Below are 25,776 nucleotides of genomic sequence, written 5' to 3' on the forward strand. Positions count from 1 at the left end.
TAAGTTCCTTTTTAGAACTTTAATAATAGGACAAAGTGATGAAACAGCTACAAGAAATGACTGGACTAGAATTTTTACAAGCCATGGCAAATGGGGATATTCCAAGAGCATCCATCAGTGAAACAATACCGATGGATTTACATGAAATCGCCCCAGGTTATGCCTGTTTTAAAGTCAAAGCGGATCAACGCCATTTAAATCCTTTAGGTGGCGTACATGGTGGTTTTGCCGCTACCGCATTAGATTCAGCAACAGGTTGTGCGATACATACCACATTGGAGGCAGGTGTTGGTTATGGCACCATCGACTTAAATGTAAAAATGTGCCGCCCTGTCCCAAAAGACAAAGAATTACTTGCCACTGGTCAAGTCATTAATTCAAGTAAAAATCTGGCAATTTCTGAAGCAAAACTGGTTGATGAAGATGGCAAGTTATATGCACATGCCACAGCGACCTGTATGATTATTCGTCCATAAACGAATCAGTTGTGCTATTCATCATGAATAGCACTTATTCTGTATCAGCCTGCTTCTCTATCAATTGGATTTTACCCATTTTAAGTTGCTTAGATGCATCATCCCATTCTAAATTACGTTTACACATAATTGCTTCGGCTCGACTGATTTCATCCATATTTTGACCGCAATAGCCACCACCCACTTCGATTTGCACGATCGCCTTGGGTTGATGCTCTAAAACTTGATATGAAAAAACAGTGCTGTTAAAAATCTCTTGAATGCTTTTACCATCTTTAGATTGATAGATCACCAGTTGATCACCACCATGACCTCTAAATACCCCATCCTCAATACAATAAATTGAATCAGGTTCATAGATATATTCTGGTTGTTCATCCCCCATTAAATCGACTATCTTTATGATACTGTTCAAATCTTGTTTTTCAGGTGTTTGACAGCGTTGTTCTGCCTCAGTCACTTGTTTAATCAAGGCTTCTGGATAAGTAATAGTTGAAGTATTGGCGTTCTTTTTAGGCTCTGAAACAGTCGGTGGGATTTCTACTTCAGCTTCGCTTTTCACTTGACTTGCGACTGCTTGAGAATCAATCGACTGCTGTTGTGTTTTTATATCTTCTTGAGATTGCTTATGTTTCTGACAAGCCGTCAAAAATAAGATACTGCTCAGTACAACAAGATTTAAAATTTTCAAAATATTCTCTCATTCAGTGTTTCTATATATTTGATATTGAATAAAGATGCCGAATCGCAATTTACGTTGACAATATCATTTTGATTTTTTGACATATCATTTTTTGACATATCATTTTTTAACAATAAGCCATTATTTATAAAGATGATAAAGATTTAGATAAATTCATTTTAGCACTTTCTTCCAAATGCGCTCTAAAATATTCAGTCTGATACAAAGGTTGCATGAGATAAAAATGCTGTAGCACTTCTGCCCTTTTTACTTGATAAAGCTCTTGTTCTACCCATGCATACTCTAATCGAATCTGCTGTTCATATTGCAGAAAACGTGCCTCAGAGCTCCCCAAAATCGCCAGATCAATATCCAATAAATAATTAAGATCATCTTCTTGAGAGGGCTGATGCTTTTGAGTTGCAATAATCCATTGATACGCTTTTTCAACAACAGCCTGTTTAAACGTATTCTGACAGCGCTTTAACATAAGTTCAGCACTTTGCACTTCATTGTCTATGGCTTGAGGGTTATACACCACATCATGGAACCAAATCGCCAACTCAACAGCCGTAGGATCGTCTAAGTAAGCCTTCACTTGATGAAATAAATTCAGACATTCCACAATATGTTGCAGTGTATGATAATGCCGTTGAGGCTCAGTATAAGCACGTAATAAAACTTCATACAAAAGATTATCTTGTACTTTAGACATCTCAGCTTTTTGGGTAAACTCAAGCCAATATTTACGGAATAAATTGACGATATTTTCAGTGCTATCTATGATCATATGTATTGGATACATGCTACTTTTATCTATTAATACAACATTTTTGACTGTAATCACATGATCAATAAATCAAAATTTTCAGCACCTACACATTTAAATCATTTTGTCACTTATCAACATGAGGCTTATTTTAATGACCTAATGGAGATCGAATGGCGAGGACAAATACAATCTTCTACACAGAATAAGCGCTTTAAGATTAAATATTATGGTGAGCTGTTTGAAGAATATCAGCTCATTTGTGGGACAGATTTTGCACCTGAATTGATATACGCGGTCGATATTGAAAGCAATGAAGAAATATTACTTTTTGATGGTGCAAAACATGGTTACGATCCAATGTTTTGTGATGAATTTACATCTGAACAACTTACTCATCGCCCAGTCATTCATGAATTCATAGATCAAGATCAGCAAGACACCTTTGAAGTGATTGTAAAGGTTTATCACAATATTGACTATGAAGATGATGATGAAATGGAGAGTTTAACCAATGCAGTTGGTGAGATTGAACTCATTTCAGGGGAAATTATTTCTATTGAACAACTCAAAGCAAATGCATTTGATTTTATTCAAATCATGGTAATGAATTCTTTAGGTAATGAATATCGTATTTTTGAACGTGAATTGGCTTAATGCTAAGCCAATTCTCAAAATAAATGGTCTTTTAAGCAGCTTGCTCATCACGCTTGAATACAAGCTCACCTTTCAATGAACTTTCAGCATCAAAATAATAACCGTCCAGATTAAATGATTTTAAATCATCTAATTTTTCCAATTGATTTTGTATGATATAGCGTGCCATTAAGCCACGTGCTTTTTTGGCATAGAAGCTAATCACTTTATACTGACCATTTTTCTGATCTAAAAATACAGGTTTAATGATATCTGCCTGAATTTTTGCTTCCTTAACTGATTTATAATATTCATCAGAAGCGATATTCACCAACAACTTTGAATTACTTTGCTGCAAGTCTTCATTGATGAGTTGAGTGATGCGTTCTCCCCAAAAATCATAAAGATTATGACCACGCTCATTGGCAAGTTTAATCCCCATTTCTAAACGATATGGCATCATTAAATCCAATGGACGCAATAAACCATATAATCCTGAAAGACTACGCAAATGATCTTGTGCAAACTTTAAATCATCTTGCGACAAACTATAAGCATCTAGCCCAGTGTATACATCGCCTTTAAATGCAAAAATGGCTTGTCGTGCATTAGAAAAATCAAAATCAGCATTCCAATCACGGAAACGTTCAACATTTAAATTGGCAATCTTCTCACTAACATGCATTAAACGAGCAATATCGGATGCAGATAGTTTACGACTTAGGTCTATAAGCTGTTGAGATTGGTCTAATAGTCTTGGTAAAGTGTGGCTATCAGTCGGCAGTGCGGTTTCGTAATCGAGCGTCTTAGCAGGGGAAATTAAGGCGAGCATGGTCTTCCTGATCAAAAAATAACTAATCAAACTATAACAGTCGGAATATTTTAATTCCAATTCATGTTTTCTGTGAGCAGAATCGGTAAACTATATCACTTCCCTGCTTTATGATCGTTTAAATTATGTCCGAACAACTGTTCATTCAAGGTTCGGTTGGCAAAATCGAAGTTTTTGTTGACTATCCTGTGGGCGAAGTAAAAGGATTTGCTGTCGTTTGTCATCCTCACCCACTTCAAGGTGGTACCCCTCAACATAAAGTTCCAGCTTTACTTGCACAAATTCTCAACGAACAAGGTTGTGTCGTTTATCGTCCAAGCTTTCGAGGTTCAGGACAAAGTGATGGTGTCCATGATGAAGGTTTTGCCGAAACTGAAGACATTTTAGATGTCATCAAATACGTTAGACAATTACACAAAAGTCTACCTTTCTATGTTGGCGGATTTAGTTTTGGTGCGCATGTGATGGCAAAAGCCTATCATGCCTTACCTGACGAAATTAAACCCAAACAAGTGATTTTATGTGGTTTGCCAACCTCTACAGTTGATGGTCTACGCCATTATGTTACACCACCGATCAAAGGCGATATTCTCTTTGTTCATGGTGAGGCAGACCCGACCACTAAACTCAGTGATTTAATTGAATGGGCAAAACCACAACGCCATTTGATCACCGTACTTCCGGGCGCTAACCATTTCTTTACAGGTTATTTAAAACAATTGCGTGTTGCAATTTCACGTTTCTTATTAGTGCCTTAAAGCAGTATTACAGAAAAAATGAAATCAATAAGGTGGTTCACTCACCTTATTGATATGTTTATATCATCCCACTGTAACCCAAATTTCGCTAAATACTTTTTCACACGATCACTGTCATTGGTACTTTGCCTCTGCTCACGTGACACAGAAAATAATCGCCGCCCTGCATCTGCCATGGATTTCGACTTTTGGCATATTTCGATAACCCCTTGTAACTGAATGCGATCAAACTCGTCAATTTGCACTATTTGTTCATGGGTTAGAATATCCGTCAATATAGATGGCTTGTTGTCCTTTTCTTGCTCAGAGATGCTCCAAATACGTTGAAGCCGTTGGATTTCAGTATTTACTTCGTTTAAGCCAATCCGCTCTCCATTTGCCAGTGTCGCCATTCGAGTCACACTTGCAGTAAGATCTCGAAAGTTGCCTTGCCAAATTGCCTCTACTGATTGAGCAAATTTTAAGTATTTTTCAAGTGCATCACTATGAAAGCGCAATTGTCGCTGATGTGCAGTAGCAAAGCGCTGTAATTCAAATGCGATATTTGGTTCAATATCTTCAACACGATCTTTTAGACTGGGTAAGAAGAATGTCCATGTATTTAAGCGTGCCCATAAATCTTCTCGAAAGCGACCTGCTCTAACTTCTTCACGTAAATCTCGATTAGTCCCAGCAATCAATTGAAAATCAGCTTGAACTTCTTTATCACTTCCCACGGGGAAGAAAGATTTATCTTCCAGTGCCTTAAGTAACATTGCTTGTTCATCCAGTCCTAATTCACCAATTTCATCGAGAAATAAGATGCCTTTATCCGCACTTTTTAAATAACCAGTACGTGCTGCAATCGCCCCGGTAAATGCGCCTTTGTGATGACCAAATAAAGTGGACATTGCACTATCACCCACCAAAGTTGCACAGTTCACGTCAATAAATCGACCAGCGAGATGAAATTTTTCCTTTTTCAGTTGATAAATTTGCTTGGCCAAATGTGATTTGCCCACACCAGTTGCACCCATAATTAAAATCGGTGCGCTTGAACGGGTGGCAACCAATTCAACCTCTTGAATGAGTTGATTAAAACCTTTATTTTTTGTCGCAATATTGGCTTTTAACTGTTGCCAATTTTCGGATTGCTCATGTTCAAAACGCTGTGTTAATGCTGCATACCGCGACAAGTCCAAATCAATGATGCGATATTCACCTTCAGGTTGCTGTTTCCCTGTGGGTGAGCTTTGAATGAGTTTTGCAGGCAAATAATGCGCATCAATCAAGAGATACCAGCAGATCTGAGCGACATGTGTACCTGTCGTAATATGCAGTAAATAATGATTATTATCGGTATCAAAAGGATAGGATTTTACAAAATCGTAGAGTGCTCCATACATATCCGAGAAATCCCAAGGATCTCGAATATTGACTTTGTGTCCTGTGATTTTGGTCTGTGGGGAAATTTCAAAGGCGTCTTGCTGTAAATGCGCAATCAAGCCGGCATTACGTCGATCATGTAATAGCACCAACTCATCAACAACTAAATCATCATGCATCAACAAACTTATCGTAGGACGCCATCGTTGCCATCGTTCGGGCTTTTTTCCTTGATCTAAGGTAGAACCAACAAAACCAATTACAACTGTTTTTTTAAATTTTTGCATATTTCTATAAATCTATAAAAATTTATATATCTTGTCTAAATCATAGTTTTATTTTATCAATAAGCAAATATTATTCGCTGTATTGAGCCTAATATTTTTTAAAAATCACTATTTATTTTCATATACATGATCATGCTATACTACTGACGTACAAAGTTTTTACTTATTTTCCTCCATCTTTGTCTGATTCGACACTTCTTTTGATGGAACTGCCTTGCTTTGTCACAACAATAACCACAGATAAGATTTTACTACAGGCATAAATTTCCCATGTTAGAATTTACTTTTTTAGGGACATCTTCAGGTGTACCCACATTAACACGCAATGTTTCAGGCTTAGCCATTCATTATGGCAAAACTAAAGATTGGATTCTTGTCGATGCCGGTGAAGGAACACAGCATAGAGTTCAACAAGCCAAACTATCCTTACAGCACTTAAAAGCAATTTGCATTACTCATGTTCACGGCGATCATTGTTATGGCTTGATGGGCTTGCTCGCAAGTGCAGGCATGAACGGACGTAAAGATCCTATCACCATCATTGCACCTAAAGAGATTCAAGACTGGTTGGAAGCAACTCGTCATTTAACTGAGTTGTTTCTACCCTACCCGCTTCATTTTATTGACTCCCATACATTCAATAGCAGTTTTGAATTGGATGAAAAACTTTCGATTGAGGTTCACTCCTTACATCATCGTGTACCTAGTTATGCTTATGCTTTTAAAGCAACATCATTTCAGCGCAAACTGGATCATCAACGATTAGTTCAATTAGAAATTCCGAAAGGTAAGCTTTGGGGCTATTTGCAACAAGGACTAACTATTGAGTGGAATGGACAACTTCTTCATGGAAAAGATTTTGTAATTGAAAATACACAGCATGTATCTGCAATTGTCAGTGGAGATAACGACCAGCCTGAATTATTGAAAGATGCGTGTAGAAATGCGGCGCTGTTAATTCATGAAACCACCTACACACAAGCGGTATTAGATAAAGTTGGTTCTGGTCCAATGCACAGCTCTGCAAAAATAGTCGCAGAATTTGCGCAAATGATGAGCTTGCCGAATTTGATTGCCACGCATCTCAGTGCGCGTTATCACGATGCTGATGGTATTCAAAAAATTCATGATGAAATTGCAGAGTATTATCATGGTCATTTTTATATTGCTGATGATTTCCATCGCTATACACTTAGTGCGAGCGGCGAACTCACGCTTATTAAATAACTTTAGCCTTGGGGAAAGTGATTTTCCCAAGACTTCTTTAATGCTATATTCGTTTTAAATATCCGTCTATAAAAGATAAATAGCTCACATTAAAAACCTTTTAGAATTCATATGTATCCTCTGGATTGTATTAAGCTTGTTATTTATTCTCATCATTGTTCTTGGTTTGATCAGCTGTGGATAGGATTCATCAAGAATTCCGAGGTGTGTAAAAAAAAGCCACTAACCATAGTCAATCTGTTGAAAAATTCATACAGTAGAATATCATTTCTGTTGATCAATAAAATTAAAGCGATCAATATATTGTTTGATGATATAAAGCTTGCACTGCCACGCTTTAGCTCTAGAGTTTAAATTGTTTTGCGTAGGCGATACTTTACTTTTCAGAGATGAAAAGTAACAAAAATCTTCTGTTGAGCGAGGGGTACATCCTAATACCCCCGCTCAACATGGCGACATCCATGTCGCCTCGTGATAGCAAGACTGTTTATGATTCAAAAGTACAAAATAAATGAATCATCCAAATCACTTTTATGAATAATCAGACGGTTTGACTATATTTATTTACCGCATGATTTGTCTTGGCGATTTGATTGGATCATCTATTTAGAAAATATGCTACACCGCTCAAAATGAATTTTTTTCTGTAGTCTTTACAATTTGGAATTTTCGACCCACTTTTTCTATATTTTTATATTCCGCGAGTAAGACTATTTTCTCTCTAGGTGCTGGTTATCTCTTTTTTTATTTACACAACATTAGAGACTCTAATTTTTAATTATAAAAAAATAGAAAAAAAGATAAAATTATATAAATAAAGATATTAAATTTATATTCTAAACCATTAAAAAGTTGAAAATTAAATTTTATAAAATAATTTTATCTTATAAAAATCAAAAATTTAAAAATATATTTCACCTTAAAAAGCAAACTTGGCACACTCTCTGCAATATAACAATCAAGATATTAAAGTTTACTTGAGGATGCTGTCATGGCGAACAAGACAATTTTTGCCTCGAAACAACAGGCAAAGCCAAAAACCATTGAATATAATGAAGCTGGTGGGCGTGCATATACATTAAAATCTCGTGCCGCATTAGCACAACTCACAGCGACAGGTACACTGAATCAGACTTTTTATCAAAATGCACAAGTACAACTTGATCATATTCTCAACCTCGCACTTGAAGTAGAGCCTGCATTTGTTGCTAAAACTGCAATTTATGCACGTCAAAAAGCACAGATGAAAGATACACCTGTCGTATTATTGGCATTACTGTCTGAGCTAGATACGGACCTCTTTAAGCAAATCTTTCCATTAATTATTGATAATGGAAAACAGCTTAGAAATTTTGTACAAATCATGCGTTCAGGAATGATCGGTCGTAAGTCTTTAGGTTCATTACCAAAACGCATGGTAAACGAATGGATTCTCTCTACATCTGCTCAACAATTGCTTGCTGCCAATATTGGGAACAGCCCTTCACTTGCTGATGTACTAAAAATGACGCATCCAAAACCCAAGACTGTTGAACAAGATGCATTTTTTGCTTATGTATTAGGCAAAGAATATCAGTTTGAACAGCTCCCTGCCCAAGTACAGGCATTGGAAAAGTTTCGATCAGGTGTAAGCACAGAATTGCCCAAAGTACCTATGCAACTTTTAACCCATCTGAATCTTACTACACAGCAGTGGGCGGAAATTGCCTGTCATGGTTCTTGGCAAATGCTTCGTATGAACTTAAATACATTTTTACGTCACGATGTCTTCAAAATCAAAGGAATGACTAAAATCATTGCTGACAAATTGATGGATGAACAAGCGATTAAAAAAAGTCGTGTATTCCCCTATCAATTGATGATGGCATGGTCTGCACTTGCTGAAGGTATGCCACCTGAAATTGCCAAAGCATTAAAGTTTGCGGTGCAATGTTCAATTTCAAATGTACCTAAACTCCAAGGTAATGTTGTGATTGCGATTGATGTTTCTGGTTCGATGTCAAGTTCCATCACTGGTTACCGTCAGGGAGCAACCTCACAATTGCGTTGTGTGGATGTAGCAGCATTATTTGCGAGTGCATTTAAATATGTAAATCCAAATATTCGCTTGATGGCTTTTGATACAGAAGTACGTCAGTTATCCAATTTAAGCAAAGTGCAAGAATATTTGAAAAGAAAAAATCTGATGAAACAGCCAAATTTAGAAATTGATATTTTTGCTCTGGCAAAAAAATTTGCCAATATGTGTGGTGGAGGAACGGATTGTTCTAAGCCATTAGCACTATTGGTCAAAGAAAATGCCAAAGTCGATATGGTGATTTATTTCTCGGACAATGAATCTTGGGCAGATCAAATCCCAAGAGCGCATCGCCAAACAGGGATGATGCATTATTGGAAACAGTTAAAACAACTTAATCCTGATGCAAAACTGGTATGTGTTGATTTACAACCTTATGCGACAACTCAACTCCCCGAGCAAAAAGATGTCATGAACATTGGCGGGTTTTCAGATAACGTATTTAAATTGATTGAAAGCTTTGCCAATAATGAAATGCATGTAAATCATTGGATAAGTGAAATCGAAAACATAGACTTAACGCAAATTCAGTCACATGTTAGCTGAGTTTGCTCCCTCATTTAACATCTTGTATTCAAGTCTCTGCATCAAATGATGTAACTTGAGGCAATGATGTTAGATAAAAAGCACAAATGCCATAGGAACTACATTTTTCCAGAATGAAGTGTTTCTATATAAAGTTGTTGTGCTGAGTAAAACTGTTGCCAAATGCAGATAGAACTACATTACTTTGAATAATTGATGTTTTATCGAAAACTTGTTGGCAATATTTAATGCATAAAATGCGTTGAGGACTACATCTTTAATGCGTAGGTCGATGGTTCAAATCCATCCTTTTCATTCTTAGCTAAGATTGAAAAGTAGCTCAGCTGGATAGAGCAACGAAACGTCTTCAACATTTTGTTTATGCAATGCGGTAACCATGATTCAAGTATATCAAATGCAATGAGGACTACATTACTCGTTTGTCGGTGTTTCGATACCACCCTGTGTGGCAACACACAGTAGCTCAGTCGGTAGAGCCACGACCGTCCTCAACTCCTTGTTGATGTATACTTGATCATCATAAATCATGTTGTAATTAAGCAATTACAAATGCAGATCGGATTACATGGTAACGCTTTTGCGCAGGGTTCAAGTCCCGATCGTGATGACTCACGAAAATCTGATCAAAATTTGTTGTGATTGCGTTTTATTTAACGTAAGTTGAAAGTAACGACATCTTCAACTGATTGAAAAATAATGTTCTTAGCGGAGCCTTACTGCGCTTTTTTTTCTTTCTTTGGATCACACTCTCTCAAACAGTTACGGATAAGGTATCCAAGTATGGTATTTCACTAAGAGTTTTATCGAATGTAGGTAAACCTCATACAGATGAAACTGTATCAAGCCCGTGTTTTAAGAATATCGCTTGTGAATTGATCGACGATTTGCTAGTTTAATCGTTCAATTTAAAACCAGAGACAGGTGTCAGTCCTTAAAACGCAAAACATGTCTATTAAAGTCCTCGTGAAAGACGACAATCTCGATCTTGCTTTAGAGAAACTAAGAGTTAAAAAATACTATTTAGAAACCAACCACTGGTATAAGAAATGCCAGAATTATCATGAAAAACCGCCAAGTAAAAGTCGTAAAAAAACGAACTGAAACTTTTACATGGGCATAGCCAAATCCTAGAAGATGATCCTCTCTCACTCAGGTTAAAAATCCATATCGAAGAACATTATCAATCCACTGATGATCATACGGTATGGGATATAAGCAAAGATTAAGAATCACAGATTTCATCAAACTCAGCTTGGGAGAAGAAATTCTCCCAAGCTAGATTTCGTACTATACTCTGCAACGTGATAGATACCCTGAATAATAACAATGCGTGCTTGGTTTGCTTTCCTCTTATTTCCTTTACTCATTTTTGTATTTTTATTTTTCTTCTATGTCGTTTTTTGGCTTTCACTCACTTTGGGTTGCGGCTTCCTTCAAGAGAACATCCCAACCTGCTCAAAAATTTATTATTTTTCAATTATATCAATCTTTCCAATTGCAATTTGGTTCGGCTATTTTACTACTAAATTTGCACCACATTGTGGAAGATATTTGCTGAGTAGTATTTATAACCTAATGTTTTCAATTACTTTATTTGCATATTTACAAGGCTCTAAAATAAACCTCATCTTTTCTATTGGTTTTAGCCTACTTTTCTTATTATGTTTAGGCATTGGTTGTTTTATATTTTATTTAAAATATAAAAATAGATAGATTACTATCTAAAATAATATTTAAATTTGCATAATTTTTTTTGAAATATGTATTTAAAGAAAAATTTAAATACATTTATTAATTAAATATCAATATCTTATAAAATAAAATCAATTAAAAAACAAAGTTGGCACACTCTCTGCAATATATAGAACATACATCATGAGATGTATATAAATATCACCTGCCTGCAACCGCTTGGCAGGCAGGTTTTGCAAAGGATAAAGCTATGACTATGTCAGTATCAGAACAAATTGAAAAACAAGCATCCAATGAACGTGCTTATAATATTATTCAGGATAAAAAAGGTGTCCCTATAAAAATGTGGACCAAAGGTGTGCCTGTCGATGAGAAATCCAAAGAACAATTATTAAAGACAGCGCAAATGCCATTTATTTATAAATGGATGGCAGTGATGCCAGATGTACATGTCGGAATCGGAGCAACAATTGGGAGTGTCATTCCAACCAAAGGTGCAATTATTCCCGCTGCTGTTGGCGTAGATATTGGTTGTGGGATGATGGCAGCACGTACCTCACTTACTGCATCAGACTTACCCGATAATTTACATGCACTGCGTACCGAGCTTGAACGCTTGATCCCGCATGGAATGACCAAAGGTCGTGGTCGTCGAGACCGAGGGTCATGGGATACACCTACTGAACGTGTTGATCAGGCATGGGCTGAGTTAGTGACTGATTTTGAATACATTTGTACGAAGCATCCACGTTTAAAAAATACCAATAACCATAAACAGTTAGGTACTTTAGGAACTGGGAATCACTTTGTTGAAATCTGTTTAGACGAACATCAACAGGTGTGGATCATGCTACACTCAGGCTCTCGCGGTGTAGGAAATGCAATCGGTAATCACTTTATCGAACTGGCACGTAAAGATATGCAAAAGCATTTTATTAACTTGCCTGATAAAGATTTAGCTTACTTGGTAGAAGGTACGGGGCATTTTGACGACTATTGGTTTGCGGTTGGATGGGCACAACGTTTTGCCATGAAAAACCGTGAGTTAATGATGGAAGCGGCTGTGCAAGCTTTGCGTATCATTATAAATAAACCCTTTAATGCTAAGGTTGAGGCGGTTAATTGTCATCATAATTATGTGGATAAAGAAGAACACTTTGGTCAAGAAGTACTGGTAACACGTAAAGGTGCTGTACGTGCCCGTTTGGGTGAGTATGGGATTATTCCGGGTTCAATGGGTGCTAAGTCATTTATTGTCAAAGGTAAGGGAAATCAGGAATCTTTCTGCTCATGTTCGCATGGCGCTGGTCGTGTACATAGCCGTACTGCAGCGAAAAAGTTGTTTACTGTAGAAGATCAGATTGAACAGACCCAAGGTGTAGAATGCCGTAAAGATGCAGCCGTGATTGATGAGATTCCATCGGCATATAAGCCAATTGAAGATGTGATGAAAGCGCAAAGCGATTTGGTGGAAGTGGTTTACACTTTAAGTCAGGTTGTTTGTGTAAAGGGTTAGTATCATGATGACCAAATTAGAAAAATACCAAAGCTTAGAAGACATTATAAGGTTTGCCGAATCAATCCACGTTGATACATTACGTCAGCAAACCTTATATGAAATTGTGGTGTTAAATATCAATTAAAGATATAGGAAAAATAAAATGAAACTTGCAGAAGCACTTTTATTACGAAGCGATCAACAAAAGAAAATCGCTTCATTGAAACAACGTATCAATGCAAATGTATTGGTACAAGACGGTGATGAACCATCGGAAGATCCAAACGAGTTATTAAAGCAAGTATTTGCATTAACTCAAGAATCTCAAAAACTTGTTTATGCCATTCATCAAACCAATGCTTTGGCAAAATTAACTGATGGTCGTTCATTATTGGCTTTACTGACTCAACGTGATGAGCTTGTGGAGCGCCATAAAATTTTAACGTCTGCCATCAGCAACACTCAACGTGAACCAGATCGCTATAGTACACGTGAAATCAAATGGCATAAGGTAATTCCAGTATCATCTTTGCAAAAACAATCCGATGATATCAGTGCTAAATTACGTGATTTAAATGTATTAATACAAGCCACAAACTGGCAAGTTGATTTACTGGACGTTTAAAGCGATCATTTAAAAGCTTTGATCGGCTTTAGCCGATCAGATTTGGAATATATTGGGCGAGTACAAGATCTAAGGCTGTATAGATTGAAATAAAAGTCAGCATCATTTTTGGGTAATGACAGCGAAGCGGATTTAGGGCGGAAACGAACCAATCAATCCATCACTAAGCATCATTTAAACCTTTGTGAATCAAAGTGACTATTTATATAGCATTACCACGTACTGACAATATATTTCAATTTTTCTCAAATGATTCGTCATCTGAGATCACCCGAACATACTGGGCGAGTGCAAGATCCTCTACCTCCACAACACAGGATTGAAAATAGTGTAGTGGCTTGATGAGCGAGCGGGTTAGCTTAAAACCATAAGCACAAATCAACCCATCACTACAAACAAGGCAAACCTTTGTGAAAGCAAAGTCACAATGCACCTAGCATTACCATGTACTGACAGTATGTTCACCTTTTTTTTGGAGTTTGAATGAATTACCCCTGTTTTTATTGTCATCATGACACTCGAGATCAGCCTCGGGTAATTTTGACTATGAAATTTGTCCCGTTTGTTTTTTGGGAAGATGACTGTGTAGAAAATAATGATGCAAATTCAAAAGTGGAGCGAATGCGATCTCTTTAGCTGAGGCACAGTATAACGATCCATAATATGGTGTAAATGAATTACATTTTATAAAACATGTCCGAAAACCAAATGATTTAGCAAGAAATGATGAAATAGAAAATGAACACATTAGTAAAAAATAAATCCATCCAAATAGATGGCTCACTGGGCGAAGGCGGCGGGCAAATTTTAAGAACTGCGCTTTCCCTATCTATGCTAACAGGTATTCCTTTTGAGCTTATCAATATCCGTGCAGGTCGAAAGAAACCTGGCTTAATGCGTCAGCATTTGGTTTGTGTGCAAGCTTCTCAACGTATCAGTCATGCAATTGTTGAAGGTGCTGAGTTACATTCCCAAAAACTGTATTTTCAACCTCAACAAGTTGAAACTGGGAAGTATGATTTTCATATCGGTTCGGCAGGCAGCACAATTTTGGTTTTGCAAACACTCCTTCCTGCACTCATGATGCAACCAGAAGCAAGTCAATTGAGTATTCACGGCGGAACACATAATCCTTTGGCACCCACAGCAGATTTTATTCAACATTGTTTCCTGCCTTTTATTCAAAAGCTTGGCATAGAAGTTGATTTTAAATGCGAACGCGTTGGCTTTTTTCCGATTGGTGCAGGTCAAATCAATATCACCATTCATCCATGGAACAATAAACTTGAGCAATCTATTTTAACCAAGGGAAAATTACTGGAAATACATGGTTTTGCAGCAGCCTTAAACATCCAACAAGATATTGCAGATCGAGAGTTAGATGTCTTGAATAATAAACTTGGTTTAAATCAACGTAAACGTATTAATTTTCAAGGGATCAGCCAAGGCAACACTGCATTTGTTATCTTAAATTATGAACACCATCAGCAAGTCTTTTCAGCTTTAGGTGAAAAGAAAAAATGTGCTGAAAAAGTGGCACATGATTTAGCCAAAGAGGTGAGAGCCTATTTGAACTCACATGCTGTGGTTGATGAATATTTAGCCGACCAACTTTTATTACCTTTGGCTTTAGGCAAAGGTGGTGAATTTACAGCACAAGTATTGAGCGATCACACTAAAACCCAAGCTGAAATGATTCAAAAATTTTTAGACTGTGATATTCAGATCGAAGCATTAAACGATATTTTTAAGATCCGTGTGGTGACTTAATCTTTGCCTTATGATGGCTTAACCATTAAATTGCCCACCCTTTTAATCACTTATCCTAATGTGCCAATTCATATTAATTTTCATGTTTATTGGCACATTATGTAAATATTTATTATGACTATCCATTATATAATCAATACCTTAGATCAATGTATTTTTAAATTGAACTAAAATATTCAAATAAAGGATAAGGGAAATGAAGAAAGTTTTATTTGGGGCAATGTCTATGGTGCTTTTTACATCTTCAGCTTTTGCAGAGGATATCACAGGGACTTGGCGTTATATTGACGACAAAACAGGCGAAGCCAAAGGTTTGGTTAAAATCGAAAAACAAAGTAATGGAACTTATGCAGGAACAGCTTTAAAAGCAACACCACGTCCAGGCTATACACCTAAAGAATTTTGTACCAATTGCCCTGCCCCTTATACCAATAAACCGATCATTGGTTTACAAGTAATCTCTGGCTTAAAAACAGATGATCATGTGAATTACACCGATGGAAAAATCATTGATCCTGTTTCTGGAAAAATCTACCGCCTAAAAGGCAAGATCAGCCCGAATGGTAAAAAACTATTTCTTCGTGGTTATTTAGGTATTTCAGTCGTAGGTCGTAGCCAAACTTGGTTACGTGTAGAGTAATTTAACCTTTTCATTAAGACAGCTTATATAAGCTGTCTTTTTTATTTCACCCCAATAATAACGCTGAACACTTAGACTTAATTGTCTAAAGCAAGTTGATATAAAAAATCCAAATGGGTGGGAGCAACCCCCTTATCCAAATTCAAATCACTGGCACGACCACCTAATCGAAGTGCAGGCAGATAACAATACATTTGATCATGCGCTAATTTTCCATATTTTTCTTGTGCTTGGCTCAGTGCTGATTTTTCTAAAAACTGCTCTATGATTTCATCATCACACAACCATTCATTAAAAAAGTCATTCAATGACCAAACCGTTACTCCAATATCAGAATTGTGTGGATCCATAAATGAAATATCTTCATCGCCTGCATCGCTTAGACGCCGATAGTAGAACACTATTCCAAAAGCAGATATTGCAATAGGCAACCGCGTCATATCAGGTTCATCTTTCATTAACCATGACCACAATACGTCCTGATAACGTTCAGGATCAATGATCTGAATTAGACCATTCCCATAGAAACCAAAACCATGCTCACGCCAGAGCTCTAACAACGCTTCTGGTAAATAAGATTGATATTTTTTAATAATTTCAATGTTGACTGTATTGCCCACCTGATCTACAGGAAACTTATCAATAAATAATTGTAATTGCATTGTTATTCTCAAACCTAAATTGCTTAACCAAGGCTCAAGCTTAGCCTTTCCACTCAAAACCACTAAAGGCATTATCTTGTTTTAAAGAATTTTCCACAGCATTTGCCAATTGCTTAATCATGCTTTGAGTGGCAATTTTTCTAAACCATACCTGCTCTTCATCAGCATGTGCAGAAATCTCACAGGTCAACAAGCCTTGATCATTTAAACGACAATTCACCCCTAAACCTATCGGATGATTTTCCACACTCACTGCCAAATCTTCATGAGAAGATGTCGTTTCCGCCTTAAAACCATATTGAGAAAGTTGTTTTAACAATAAATCCGTTACATACGCCTGAGTAACATGGCATGCATTTTGACCATAACCATTGCTTTTAACATGATTTTCGCAGTTTGCAGTAAATTGTAATGTTCTCATTGCTTCATCCAAAAGGCTTTATAGTTGTATGGTTTTAGAATAAGCAATATAAACAAAACAGCCAAGCTTTTGCTTGGCTGTTTTCAATTAATTATACAAATATTAGACAAGTATTATGGAGACACGATTCCGTTTTATTCAGAAACTTGAATCTCAAGTCCAGCCTGATTCGAAAGCTGAGTGAATGTAGGAAAACTAGTGGCAACTGTTTCAGTTCCCATAATTTTAATCTCGCCAGAATTACGTAAACCAGCCATCGAGAAACTCATTGCAATACGATGATCATGATGTGATTCAATTTCACCACCAGTGAAAATCGCGGACCAGTCTCCTGACTTACCTTTTCCTTCGATGATGATGCCATCATCTGTAGGCGTACAATCTATACCTAAAGTCTTTAAACCATCAGCCATCACTTGAATACGGTCAGATTCTTTGACTCTTAATTCAGCTGCACCTGTCAGAACAGTTTGCCCTTCAGCACATGCAGCAGCAATAAACAAAGATGGAAATTCATCAATCGCCAATGGCACTTGATCTTCAGGCATATGAATACCTTTCAACGTACGCGTACCACGAATACGAATATCCGCAATCGGCTCACCGCCAGCGATGCGTTCATTTTCAACAGTGAGGTCTGCACCCATTTGTTTAAGAATTTCAATCACACCTGTACGTGTTGGGTTAATCCCAACGGCTTCAAGCGTAACATCTGAACCCTCTGTAATCGCAGCACCCACCATAAAAAAGGCAGCAGAAGAAATATCTGAAGGAACTTGAATCTCAGTACCTACCAACTTTCCACCACCTTGCAGTGAAATACGATTTCCTTCTGTTTTTACTTCATAACCAAATGCACGCAACATACGTTCTGTATGGTCACGTGTTGGTTCTGGTTCAGTAACAGATGTTTCACCTTCAGCCCATAAACCCGCCAACAGAATCCCTGATTTCACCTGTGCAGAAGCCATAGGTAAATCGTAATGAATTCCTTTCAATGCTTGAGCACCCGTAATAGAAACAGGCGGTGTACCACGTTCGCCCGTAGTTTGAATCTGTGCGCCCATTTCACGCAAAGGCTTGGCTATACGCTCCATTGGACGTTTAGACAAAGAAGCATCACCCGTCATAACAGAGTCAAATTGTTGTGCAGACAACATTCCTGAGAGCAAACGCATTGAGGTGCCCGAGTTCCCCATATACAACGCTGTTTTAGGCGCTTTTAAGCCATTGATTCCCACACCATGAATGGTCACTTCACCATTTTTCGGACCTTCAATACTTACCCCCATATCACGGAACGCTTGAAGTGTTGCTAAAGCATCTTCACCTTCGAGAAAGCCCGTCACATGTGTAGTTCCTTCAGCAATCGCTCCAAACATGATGGAACGATGAGACACTGACTTGTCACCTGGTATGGTAAATTTACCCTTAAATGTCTTCTCACCCGGCAAAATGGTAAATTGTTGTGTCACCTTATTTTTCTCCATCAAAGGTTTATTGGCGAGCATATGATTGAAATGTTGGCGTGCCGCTTGTGCATGACCAAGCAATCCCATCAAGGCTTGTGAATTTTCATCTTCAATCAGTTGACGCAAAGTTGCGAGTTGCGCTTCAAATCCATCTACAGCTTTGAGTATGGCTTTTTTATTGGCAAAAAAAATGTCATGCCACATTTGTGGATCACTGGCTGCAATACGTGAGAAATCTCGAAATCCACCGGCTGCATAGCGGAAAATATCTAAATTATCTTCACGGTTTGCAAGCTGTTCAACCAGATTAAATGCCATCAAATGCGGTAAATGACTGGTATGTGCCAAAACCTCATCATGCTTTTCAACATCCATACAAATCACTTCAGCTTTAGCTGCCTGCCAAAGTTGAATCAGCTTTTCAACAGCCCATTCCGCACTACTCGGTAATGGCGTTAAAATCACTTTGTGATTGGCAAATAAATCCACCTTACCTGCATGAACACCCGTATGTTCAGCACCAGCAATAGGATGTCCGGGTACAAAACCGACCGGAATATTCTGACCATATACAGCATGTGCAGCTTCGACCACATTGCCTTTGGTACTGCCTACATCGGTAATAATCGCATTTTCAGATAGATAAGGTTTTATTGTTTCGAGAATTTTTTGCGTTGCACGAACAGGCAAAGCCAAAACAATTAAATCTGCATCTCGAACTGCATCAACTGGATCACTAAAACCTTCAGAAATAATCCCTAAAGCTTTAGCATCTGCTAAGGTTTTTTTTGAACGTGTTGCAGCAACAACATTTTCTGCAAGATGTTCTGCTGCGATCACACGCGCCAAACTTGAGCCAATCAGCCCAAGTCCAATAAAAGCAACTTTTTTAAATAAAGGTTGTGACATGACGATTTTAAACTACCCTCTTCACAACAACTTTAAAGTACAGCGATTGGATAAGAACCCAGTACTCGTACTTCTTTAACTAACGGGCGTATATCCTCAATCGCAGCTTTAACATTGTCTTGTTCCACATGACCCTCTAAGTCGATGAAGAATACATATGCCCATTTCTCAGGCAATGCTGGACGGGTTTCAATACTGGTCAGACTAATATTGTGCTTGGCAAATGGTGCAAGAATTTCCAACAAAGCACCAGCACGATCATGTGCTGAAATTAACAATGACGTTTTATCATTACCGCTTTGTGGAACTTTCTCACGCCCAATCACCAAGAAACGTGTGGTATTTTCAGGATTGTCTTCAATATTGCCGTGCAAGATTTCCAAGTCATAAATACTTGCAGCGACATCAGATGCAATTGCTGCCGAATGCCATTCATTACGAATACGACGAGCAGCTTCTGCATTAGAACTTAAAGCAACACGCTCCACACCCGGATAATGAGCATCAAGCCATTTGCGACATTGTGCTAAGGTTTGTTGATGCGCATAAATTTGTTTAATGCTGTCCTTACGTGTATTTGATGAAATCAGGAATTGATGATGAATACGTAATTCAACCTCACCAATCACATTCAAATGTGATGCTTTAAAACAATCTAATGTATGGTTAACAACCCCTTCTGATGAGTTTTCAACGGGTACTAAACCATAGTGCGCACTTCCTGCTTCAACTTCACGGAATACTTCATCTATTGTTGGCAATGGGCGAACCACAGCATCTTGACCAAAATGTTTTAAGACTGCTGAGTGAGTATACGTTCCGACTGGACCCAAGAATGCAATACTTTGTGGTGCTTCAAGTGCTAAGCATGCCGACATAATTTCACGGAATAAACGAGCCATTGTTTGATCTGACAAGGGTCCTTCATTACGCTCCATAACTTTACGTAAAACTTGTGCCTCACGTTCTGGACGATAAAACAACGGATTCTCTTCTGATGCAAATTTTGCTTTAGCAACTGCTTCCGCCAGTTTTGCACGGCGATTGATGAGTTGTTGAATTTGTTGATCTACAGAATCAATATCTTCACGGATTTGAGCAAGATCTAGAGAAGTCGTTTTTTGATCATCGTTGATCATTGTTATATCGCCCTTTGAAAGTCAAGAATTACGAAAAGTCTAAGTTTTAGACCCAAAACAGTATAACAATAGTTCAGTTAAATTTGTTGAGCAATAACGCTTTTATCGATGATTCCGTTATTGCCACCACTTTGAATAAAATATCAGCAATGTATGAGTAAACTCCGCTATCCATTACTTACAAAGTAGCTATGGAATTTTAATCATTGCCCACTATGATTAAAATTAAAAGCGGATTTCGAGACAAAGAAAATGAATAAAAAAATCGCTGTTCTCATCACCCATGATTTCGAAGATACGGAATATCATCATCCCGTAGAAGCTTTTCGTGCCGCAAGTCATTCTGTTCGAAATATAGAAAAATCCGCAGGCAACATTGTCTACAGCCAACAACGTAAATCTTCCGTCAGTATAGATTTAGGGATTGATGATATTTCAGTTAAAGATTTTGATGCCTTAATGATTCCAGGCGGGCAATCACCTTATCATTTAAAGAAAGATCCGCGTTTCATTGATTTTCTCCGCAGTTTTGCCAATGCACAAAAACCGATTTTTCTGTGTTGTTACAGCCCTCAACTCTTGATCGACGCACAGATTGCAATTGGTCGTCGTTTGACCTCGATTGATGAATTGATCAAAGAATTAAAAGATGCGGGCGCGGTTATTTTTGATCGTGAAGTTGTGAACGACAATAATCTTTATATTTCTTCACGTTCGACCTATGAATTGCCCGTTTTTATCGATGAATGTTTAAATGTACTGAGCGTTTAATTGAATTTTTATTCACTGTTCAGCATTAAACCAAAGATACATTTTAAACCTTATATTCAAATTTAACCTGATAATTTCTTGTTATTGATTAAACAGATAAAGCAATTGAGAATAAAATACTGTCGCCTAAGTAGATTTTTTCTTTGTTACGAATTTCTGCTTTAAGTGGTAGCAAATAACCTTCTGATTGCTTGTCTGGAAATATTGAAGTTTTCCATACACTTTGTCCTACTGTCACAGTAACAGATATAAGACCCCAACTTTGCCTTTGAAGTAGATAGTTTTTTATTTCCATGGCTTGTTTTTTAGGAACAATCACATAGTGCCAGCCACCAGCACCAGAATAGCGCTGAACTGTGGATTCAACTGAAAATTGTCTTTCATTGTCAATCATTTAATTTTCTCTAAAATTTAAACTTTCCTCATGATTATATGTATTCCTTTTACCCCCCTCTAAGAACAATCAATATGACTACCTGATCCTAAATTCAATATAAAATTCTTGATAAAATATCATACTCGGAAACACATCCGTAACTGTTTGAGGCAGAACTACTTTTATAAAATTCTTATTTTTAATCGTTTAATTTAAACCACTTCAAGTCTTGATCATAAAAATAAAAACTGCACATGCTCCCTAAAAAGCATGAACAGTTTAGATATTCATTTTTCTTAAAAAAAATTAACGACCAATGATTCCACGAGCGACGATTTCTTTCATAATCTCATTTGTTCCTCCATAAATACGTTGAATACGGGCATCTACAAAGAAACGAGAAATTGGATATTCCGTCATATAGCCATAACCACCAAAGAGTTGCAGCAAACTATCGATAATTTTCATTTGCATATCCGTACTGAAACTTTTCAACGCCGCCGCAGTTTCAACATCCAATTTATTTTCTTTATATAATGCTAAATTCTGATTATAAAATGCTGCAGTTGCTAATTCGTCAATTTTAGCTTGTGCTAAAACAAATCGAGTATTTTGAAAACTACCAATTTTCTGACCAAATGCTTGGCGCTCTTGCACATATTGAGTCGTTACATCAATTGCTCCACGAATCGCACCCAATGCTGTTGCAGCAATTGCAGTACGTTCACGAGGAAGTTCTTGCATCAAATAAGCAAAGCCTTGACCAGCATTGCCCAATAACTGGTTGGCAGGAACTTTCACATTATCAAAGAATAATTCCGAAGTATCTTGAGAGTGCAACCCAATTTTATCGAGATTGGTTCCCTTTTTAAAACCATCCAAGTGAGTATCGACCAATAACAATGAAACACCTTTGGCACGAGCTTGTGGATCTGTTTTTGCTGCCAATACGACTAAATCTGCATGCTGACCATTTGAAATGAAGGTTTTTGAACCATTCAATAGATAATGATCACCATTCAAAATAGCACTGCTGCGCATACCCTGTAAGTCCGAACCTGCACCAGGTTCAGTCATCCCAATAGCACCGACGACCTCACCAGCGACCATTTTAGGTAACCAGTATTGCTTCTGTTCTTCATTGGCAATATGCAAAATATAAGGCGCTGCGATTTCAGAGTGACAAGAGATTGCTGTAGATAATGCACCATAACCTGCACGCGCCGACTCTTCAACCAACATCAAAGAGTATTCCGTTGGTACGCCATAACCGCCATATTGCTCAGGAACATCGACACAAAGATAGCCATTTTCACCCAATAATGACCACACTGATCGTGGCATCAAGCCTTCTTTTTCCCATTGCTCATAAAATGGAGCAACATGTTCTGCCATAAAGCGTTTGAAGTTATCACGAAAAAGTTCTAAATCTGCATCATATGCCAACATATTTATATTCCTTTCAACCTGAGTTTTTGATTTTATGATGTATAGCATCCTAATCATTTTTTTTAAGCTTGTCATGATCGCATGAGGTCATTTTTTTTTGGCACTTTTGCCAATCCATAAAGCTGCTTTATAAGACTTTGTTATAAAAAAAGAGCAATTGGTTGAAACCAACTGCTCTTTGGTGATATATCGAGATTTCGATCATTTGTGTAGATTAAAACAAACGAATCAGAACTTATTGTCTCTCAGCATAGGAAGTGAAGAATTCAATTTAGTCACTTCATTGAATAATTTTCCAACAAGGGATGGAATTAAGGCATCTGCCATTTGCGCTGCTTGTAAACCAAGTTTCTCACCCAATGTCGGTTTACGACGTGTTTGAATCACATAAACATCGTGTTGTGGGAGCAAACTCAGTAAATATTCATCCGAAGTCTGTAACTTATCGACCAAGTTCAAATCACGTGCATCTTCACCATACCAATGCTCGCCTGTGGCTACTTTTTCCACATTCAATTGCGGACGGTATTTTTCAACAAAATGTTTAAATAATTGATGGGTTTGTTGTAGTTCTTCTTCAAATTTAGCTTTGCCTTCAGGTGTATTTTCACCAAACATTGTCACGGTACGTTTAAACTGCCCTGCGGTATATAGTTCAAAATCAACATGGTGCTCTTTTAACAGTCGATTAAAGTTAGGCACTTGCGCAACCACACCAATCGAACCCACTACAGCAAATGGCGCAGAAACAATTTCACTGGCAATACACGCCATCATATAACCGCCACTAGCAGCAACTTTGTCCACACAAATAGTCAAGTGAAAACCAGCATCACGTAAACGAACCAATTGTGCTGCTGCCAAGCCATAACCATGCACCATTCCACCTGGGCTTTCTAAACGCACGATTACTCGATCTCGCCCAGCTTTTGCTGTTGCTAAAATCAAGGTAATTTCTTCACGTAAATTCTCTACAGCAGAAGCTTGAACATCACCTTTAAAATCTAAAACATAGATTTTTTGATTATGCTTTTTACGTACACGTGCTTCTTTGACCAATTGTTGTGTCAACTGCAAAAGCTCAAGTTTAGATGCAGTTGATTGAGCAATTCTTTTTCTTTGTTCATTAATTCGTGCATTTAAATGACTAATACGAATTTCTGCGGGAACTTTAGGTAAATGAAATAACATAGAATTTATAATCTCGAATATCTGGATAAATGCTTTTCCATTAAGATGCGGACGGATTGAATAAATTTCAATACATATTTTGAAAAATTCGACAAATCTCTAGGGTCTGTTGACATTTAGGGTTCATAATTTAACCTACAAGGGGAGCCATAAAAATATACAAGCTAATGCAACAGAACTTTCATAGTTCCGTTTTAACTTGTCGTATCGAGTGGCTATCCCTCTAAATTGCTTTAACCTACAAAACATATTTTCTACTAAGTGCCTGATTTTATATAAATACCAATCCATATGGTCATTGTTTGATTGGCTATTGGATTTTTTAGGTATATTCGCTTTTGTTCCAGTTGCTCTAATCTGCTGTCTTAATGGCTCTGAATCGTAACCTTTATCTGCACATACAATCTCTGCCTCATTTAAATTGAGTTTTGAAATTAAATCAGGTGCGACCTTAACATCATGTGTGGTTCCATCAGTAATAATGAAATCAATAGGATTCCCATTTGAATCTACAACTAAATGTATTTTGGAGGAGTTTCCTCCAGCACTTTTAGAGATTGCCTGATCAGCGATACCCGCTGAATGTTGATGAGCGCGAATATGAGAACCATCGATGAACAGCCATTCCATATCTGTATTCAGCGATAATAATTTAAATATAGTGAGTAACTTACCACTGCTAGACCAACGATTAAAACGTTTAAAAATAGAGTTCGGTTGTCCAAAGCAAGTGGGTATGTCACGCCAAGGACACCCAGTTCTAATCCTATAAAGAATCGCTTCAATAAAATTTCTTAAATTTGAGTTGAGATGAATGGATAAATTACGCAAAATAGCTTTCAACTTTTGCCAGTGTTGATCTGTTAACATGGTACGAGGCATAGCGAATAGTAGAATTGGGTTTGGCGATTTAATTTTACTACTTCGCTATTTTTTAATCTAAAAGTGTCAACACGCCCTAGTCACTTTACGTCCCACTTATTGTTTTGCTAACACCGATTCAGGTTTAAAATACAGGTGTAAAAATTATAGATGTTTTCCAATTTGTTTAACGCAGATCAGCAATCCAAAATTTTAGTTATAAAACGTATATATTTTTTTTATAAAAAATTAACTACCTCCAAGATTAACGATACTTTTACTTAAAATAATCCACTTTTTATTAATCGTTTTTACGTCTAAATAAATGATGATTAATTCATAAAAATATAGTCATCAATGATACAAAACAGCTTTCAATGCTTTTTATATAACTTTATGCCAATCTTTGTAGGACAAATTCACAAAAAAAACATAGACATGATTTTTCCAACTACATCATACAAAAATAAAATACTAGGTATTTAATTTATTGATAATTTGATATTTATCACATTTTTTTATCTAAATAACATATTTGTTATTTTAATTTATTTATTTAAAATCAACACGTTAAAACGAGAATCACATTTTTTAATTTTATGGTTTTTTTAATAATCATTTCTTTAGGAAATGTTGAATTTTATC

General features: G+C 37.1%; 23 protein-coding genes. 11 read left to right on the forward strand and 12 right to left on the reverse strand.

The genetic code is table 11. From position 1 onward, the window contains the following. Positions 1 to 38 precede the first annotated feature (38 nt). Positions 39 to 476, forward strand: a complete 438-nt coding sequence (locus I9192_RS13525; protein WP_005032254.1) for a PaaI family thioesterase — start codon at positions 39 to 41, stop codon at positions 474 to 476. A 34-nt stretch (positions 477 to 510) separates the two neighbouring features. Here the strand turns inward: I9192_RS13525 and I9192_RS13530 are convergent, their stop codons facing one another. Then, positions 511 to 1,167 carry a hypothetical protein gene (locus I9192_RS13530; protein WP_005032256.1) on the reverse strand — a complete coding sequence of 219 codons (657 nt, stop codon included), beginning with the start codon at positions 1,165 to 1,167 and terminating at the stop codon, positions 511 to 513. 136 nt (positions 1,168 to 1,303) lie between these two features. Further along, positions 1,304 to 1,948 (reverse strand): HD domain-containing protein, encoded by a 645-nt coding sequence (locus I9192_RS13535; RefSeq protein ID WP_004824493.1) that lies wholly within the window; start codon positions 1,946 to 1,948, stop codon positions 1,304 to 1,306. A 57-nt stretch (positions 1,949 to 2,005) separates the two neighbouring features. On the opposite strand from I9192_RS13535, the gene I9192_RS13540 reads away from it, so the two are divergent. Beyond that, positions 2,006 to 2,584 carry a hypothetical protein gene (locus I9192_RS13540; protein WP_004824494.1) on the forward strand — a complete coding sequence of 193 codons (579 nt, stop codon included), beginning with the start codon at positions 2,006 to 2,008 and terminating at the stop codon, positions 2,582 to 2,584. Between the two features lie 31 nt (positions 2,585 to 2,615). On the opposite strand, the gene yaaA is transcribed toward I9192_RS13540, so the two are convergent. Beyond that, complete coding sequence (yaaA, locus tag I9192_RS13545) at positions 2,616 to 3,395, reverse strand: peroxide stress protein YaaA (RefSeq protein WP_004824497.1); 780 nt, start codon at positions 3,393 to 3,395, stop codon at positions 2,616 to 2,618. Between the two features lie 125 nt (positions 3,396 to 3,520). Between yaaA and I9192_RS13550 the strand changes: the two genes are divergently transcribed. Then, complete coding sequence (locus tag I9192_RS13550) at positions 3,521 to 4,153, forward strand: alpha/beta hydrolase (RefSeq protein ID WP_004824499.1); 633 nt, start codon at positions 3,521 to 3,523, stop codon at positions 4,151 to 4,153. Positions 4,154 to 4,194: 41 nt separating this feature from the next. Here I9192_RS13550 and rtcR read toward each other — a convergent pair whose 3' ends face one another. Further along, positions 4,195 to 5,805: an RNA repair transcriptional activator RtcR gene (gene rtcR, locus I9192_RS13555; protein WP_200149859.1), complete on the reverse strand. Its 1,611-nt coding sequence runs from the start codon at positions 5,803 to 5,805 to the stop codon at positions 4,195 to 4,197. 270 nt (positions 5,806 to 6,075) lie between these two features. Between rtcR and I9192_RS13560 the strand changes: the two genes are divergently transcribed. The 7 genes from I9192_RS13560 (at position 6,076) to I9192_RS13585 (ending at position 15,880) form a co-directional block, all read left to right on the forward strand. Then, positions 6,076 to 7,032 (forward strand): ribonuclease Z, encoded by a 957-nt coding sequence (locus I9192_RS13560; protein WP_004824502.1) that lies wholly within the window; start codon positions 6,076 to 6,078, stop codon positions 7,030 to 7,032. 991 nt (positions 7,033 to 8,023) lie between these two features. Next, the gene (locus I9192_RS13565; protein ID WP_005032262.1) at positions 8,024 to 9,655 is read left to right on the forward strand and encodes a TROVE domain-containing protein; all 1,632 of its coding nucleotides are present in this window, start codon (positions 8,024 to 8,026) and stop codon (positions 9,653 to 9,655) included. Positions 9,656 to 11,603: 1,948 nt separating this feature from the next. Continuing rightward, complete coding sequence (locus I9192_RS13570; protein ID WP_010591562.1) at positions 11,604 to 12,863, forward strand: RtcB family protein; 1,260 nt, start codon at positions 11,604 to 11,606, stop codon at positions 12,861 to 12,863. A 4-nt stretch (positions 12,864 to 12,867) separates the two neighbouring features. Continuing rightward, the gene (locus tag I9192_RS22465) at positions 12,868 to 12,990 is read left to right on the forward strand and encodes a hypothetical protein (protein WP_005032269.1); all 123 of its coding nucleotides are present in this window, start codon (positions 12,868 to 12,870) and stop codon (positions 12,988 to 12,990) included. An 18-nt stretch (positions 12,991 to 13,008) separates the two neighbouring features. After that, a complete protein-coding gene (locus I9192_RS13575; RefSeq protein WP_005032272.1) occupies positions 13,009 to 13,470 on the forward strand; it encodes a DIP1984 family protein in 462 nt (153 codons plus the stop codon). 738 nt (positions 13,471 to 14,208) lie between these two features. Next, positions 14,209 to 15,240 carry an RNA 3'-terminal phosphate cyclase gene (gene rtcA, locus I9192_RS13580; RefSeq protein ID WP_005032275.1) on the forward strand — a complete coding sequence of 344 codons (1,032 nt, stop codon included), beginning with the start codon at positions 14,209 to 14,211 and terminating at the stop codon, positions 15,238 to 15,240. Positions 15,241 to 15,436: 196 nt separating this feature from the next. Continuing rightward, positions 15,437 to 15,880, forward strand: a complete 444-nt coding sequence (locus tag I9192_RS13585) for a DUF2147 domain-containing protein (RefSeq protein ID WP_005032276.1) — start codon at positions 15,437 to 15,439, stop codon at positions 15,878 to 15,880. A 77-nt stretch (positions 15,881 to 15,957) separates the two neighbouring features. On the opposite strand, the gene I9192_RS13590 is transcribed toward I9192_RS13585, so the two are convergent. The 4 genes from I9192_RS13590 to pheA all read right to left on the reverse strand — a co-directional run bounded on the left by I9192_RS13590 (position 15,958) and on the right by pheA (position 20,483). Next, on the reverse strand, positions 15,958 to 16,542 hold the full coding sequence (locus I9192_RS13590; RefSeq protein WP_005032279.1) for a GAD-like domain-containing protein: 585 nt from the start codon (positions 16,540 to 16,542) through the stop codon (positions 15,958 to 15,960). Between the two features lie 40 nt (positions 16,543 to 16,582). Further along, positions 16,583 to 16,963, reverse strand: a complete 381-nt coding sequence (locus I9192_RS13595; RefSeq protein WP_005032280.1) for a hypothetical protein — start codon at positions 16,961 to 16,963, stop codon at positions 16,583 to 16,585. A gap of 134 nt (positions 16,964 to 17,097) precedes the next feature. Continuing rightward, complete coding sequence (locus tag I9192_RS13600; RefSeq protein WP_005032283.1) at positions 17,098 to 19,344, reverse strand: bifunctional prephenate dehydrogenase/3-phosphoshikimate 1-carboxyvinyltransferase; 2,247 nt, start codon at positions 19,342 to 19,344, stop codon at positions 17,098 to 17,100. Between the two features lie 32 nt (positions 19,345 to 19,376). Further along, a complete protein-coding gene (gene pheA, locus I9192_RS13605) occupies positions 19,377 to 20,483 on the reverse strand; it encodes a prephenate dehydratase (protein WP_004824524.1) in 1,107 nt (368 codons plus the stop codon). Between the two features lie 252 nt (positions 20,484 to 20,735). On the opposite strand from pheA, the gene I9192_RS13610 reads away from it, so the two are divergent. Beyond that, positions 20,736 to 21,254, forward strand: coding sequence for a DJ-1/PfpI/YhbO family deglycase/protease (locus tag I9192_RS13610; RefSeq protein ID WP_005032287.1), 519 nt, complete (start codon positions 20,736 to 20,738; stop codon positions 21,252 to 21,254). 88 nt (positions 21,255 to 21,342) lie between these two features. Here the strand turns inward: I9192_RS13610 and I9192_RS13615 are convergent, their stop codons facing one another. The 4 genes from I9192_RS13615 to I9192_RS13630 all read right to left on the reverse strand — a co-directional run bounded on the left by I9192_RS13615 (position 21,343) and on the right by I9192_RS13630 (position 25,152). Beyond that, positions 21,343 to 21,648: a DUF1905 domain-containing protein gene (locus I9192_RS13615; protein WP_005032289.1), complete on the reverse strand. Its 306-nt coding sequence runs from the start codon at positions 21,646 to 21,648 to the stop codon at positions 21,343 to 21,345. Positions 21,649 to 21,936: 288 nt separating this feature from the next. After that, a complete protein-coding gene (locus I9192_RS13620) occupies positions 21,937 to 23,079 on the reverse strand; it encodes an acyl-CoA dehydrogenase family protein (protein WP_005032291.1) in 1,143 nt (380 codons plus the stop codon). A gap of 228 nt (positions 23,080 to 23,307) precedes the next feature. After that, positions 23,308 to 24,279, reverse strand: coding sequence for a protease SohB (gene sohB, locus I9192_RS13625; protein ID WP_257790589.1), 972 nt, complete (start codon positions 24,277 to 24,279; stop codon positions 23,308 to 23,310). A 126-nt stretch (positions 24,280 to 24,405) separates the two neighbouring features. Further along, positions 24,406 to 25,152 (reverse strand): IS5-like element ISAbe13 family transposase, encoded by a 747-nt coding sequence (locus I9192_RS13630; protein ID WP_058971775.1) that lies wholly within the window; start codon positions 25,150 to 25,152, stop codon positions 24,406 to 24,408. Between the last annotated feature and the right edge of the window lie 624 nt (positions 25,153 to 25,776).

The organism is Acinetobacter bereziniae, assembly GCF_016576965.1.
Taxonomy (GTDB): Bacteria; Pseudomonadota; Gammaproteobacteria; order Pseudomonadales; family Moraxellaceae; genus Acinetobacter; species Acinetobacter bereziniae.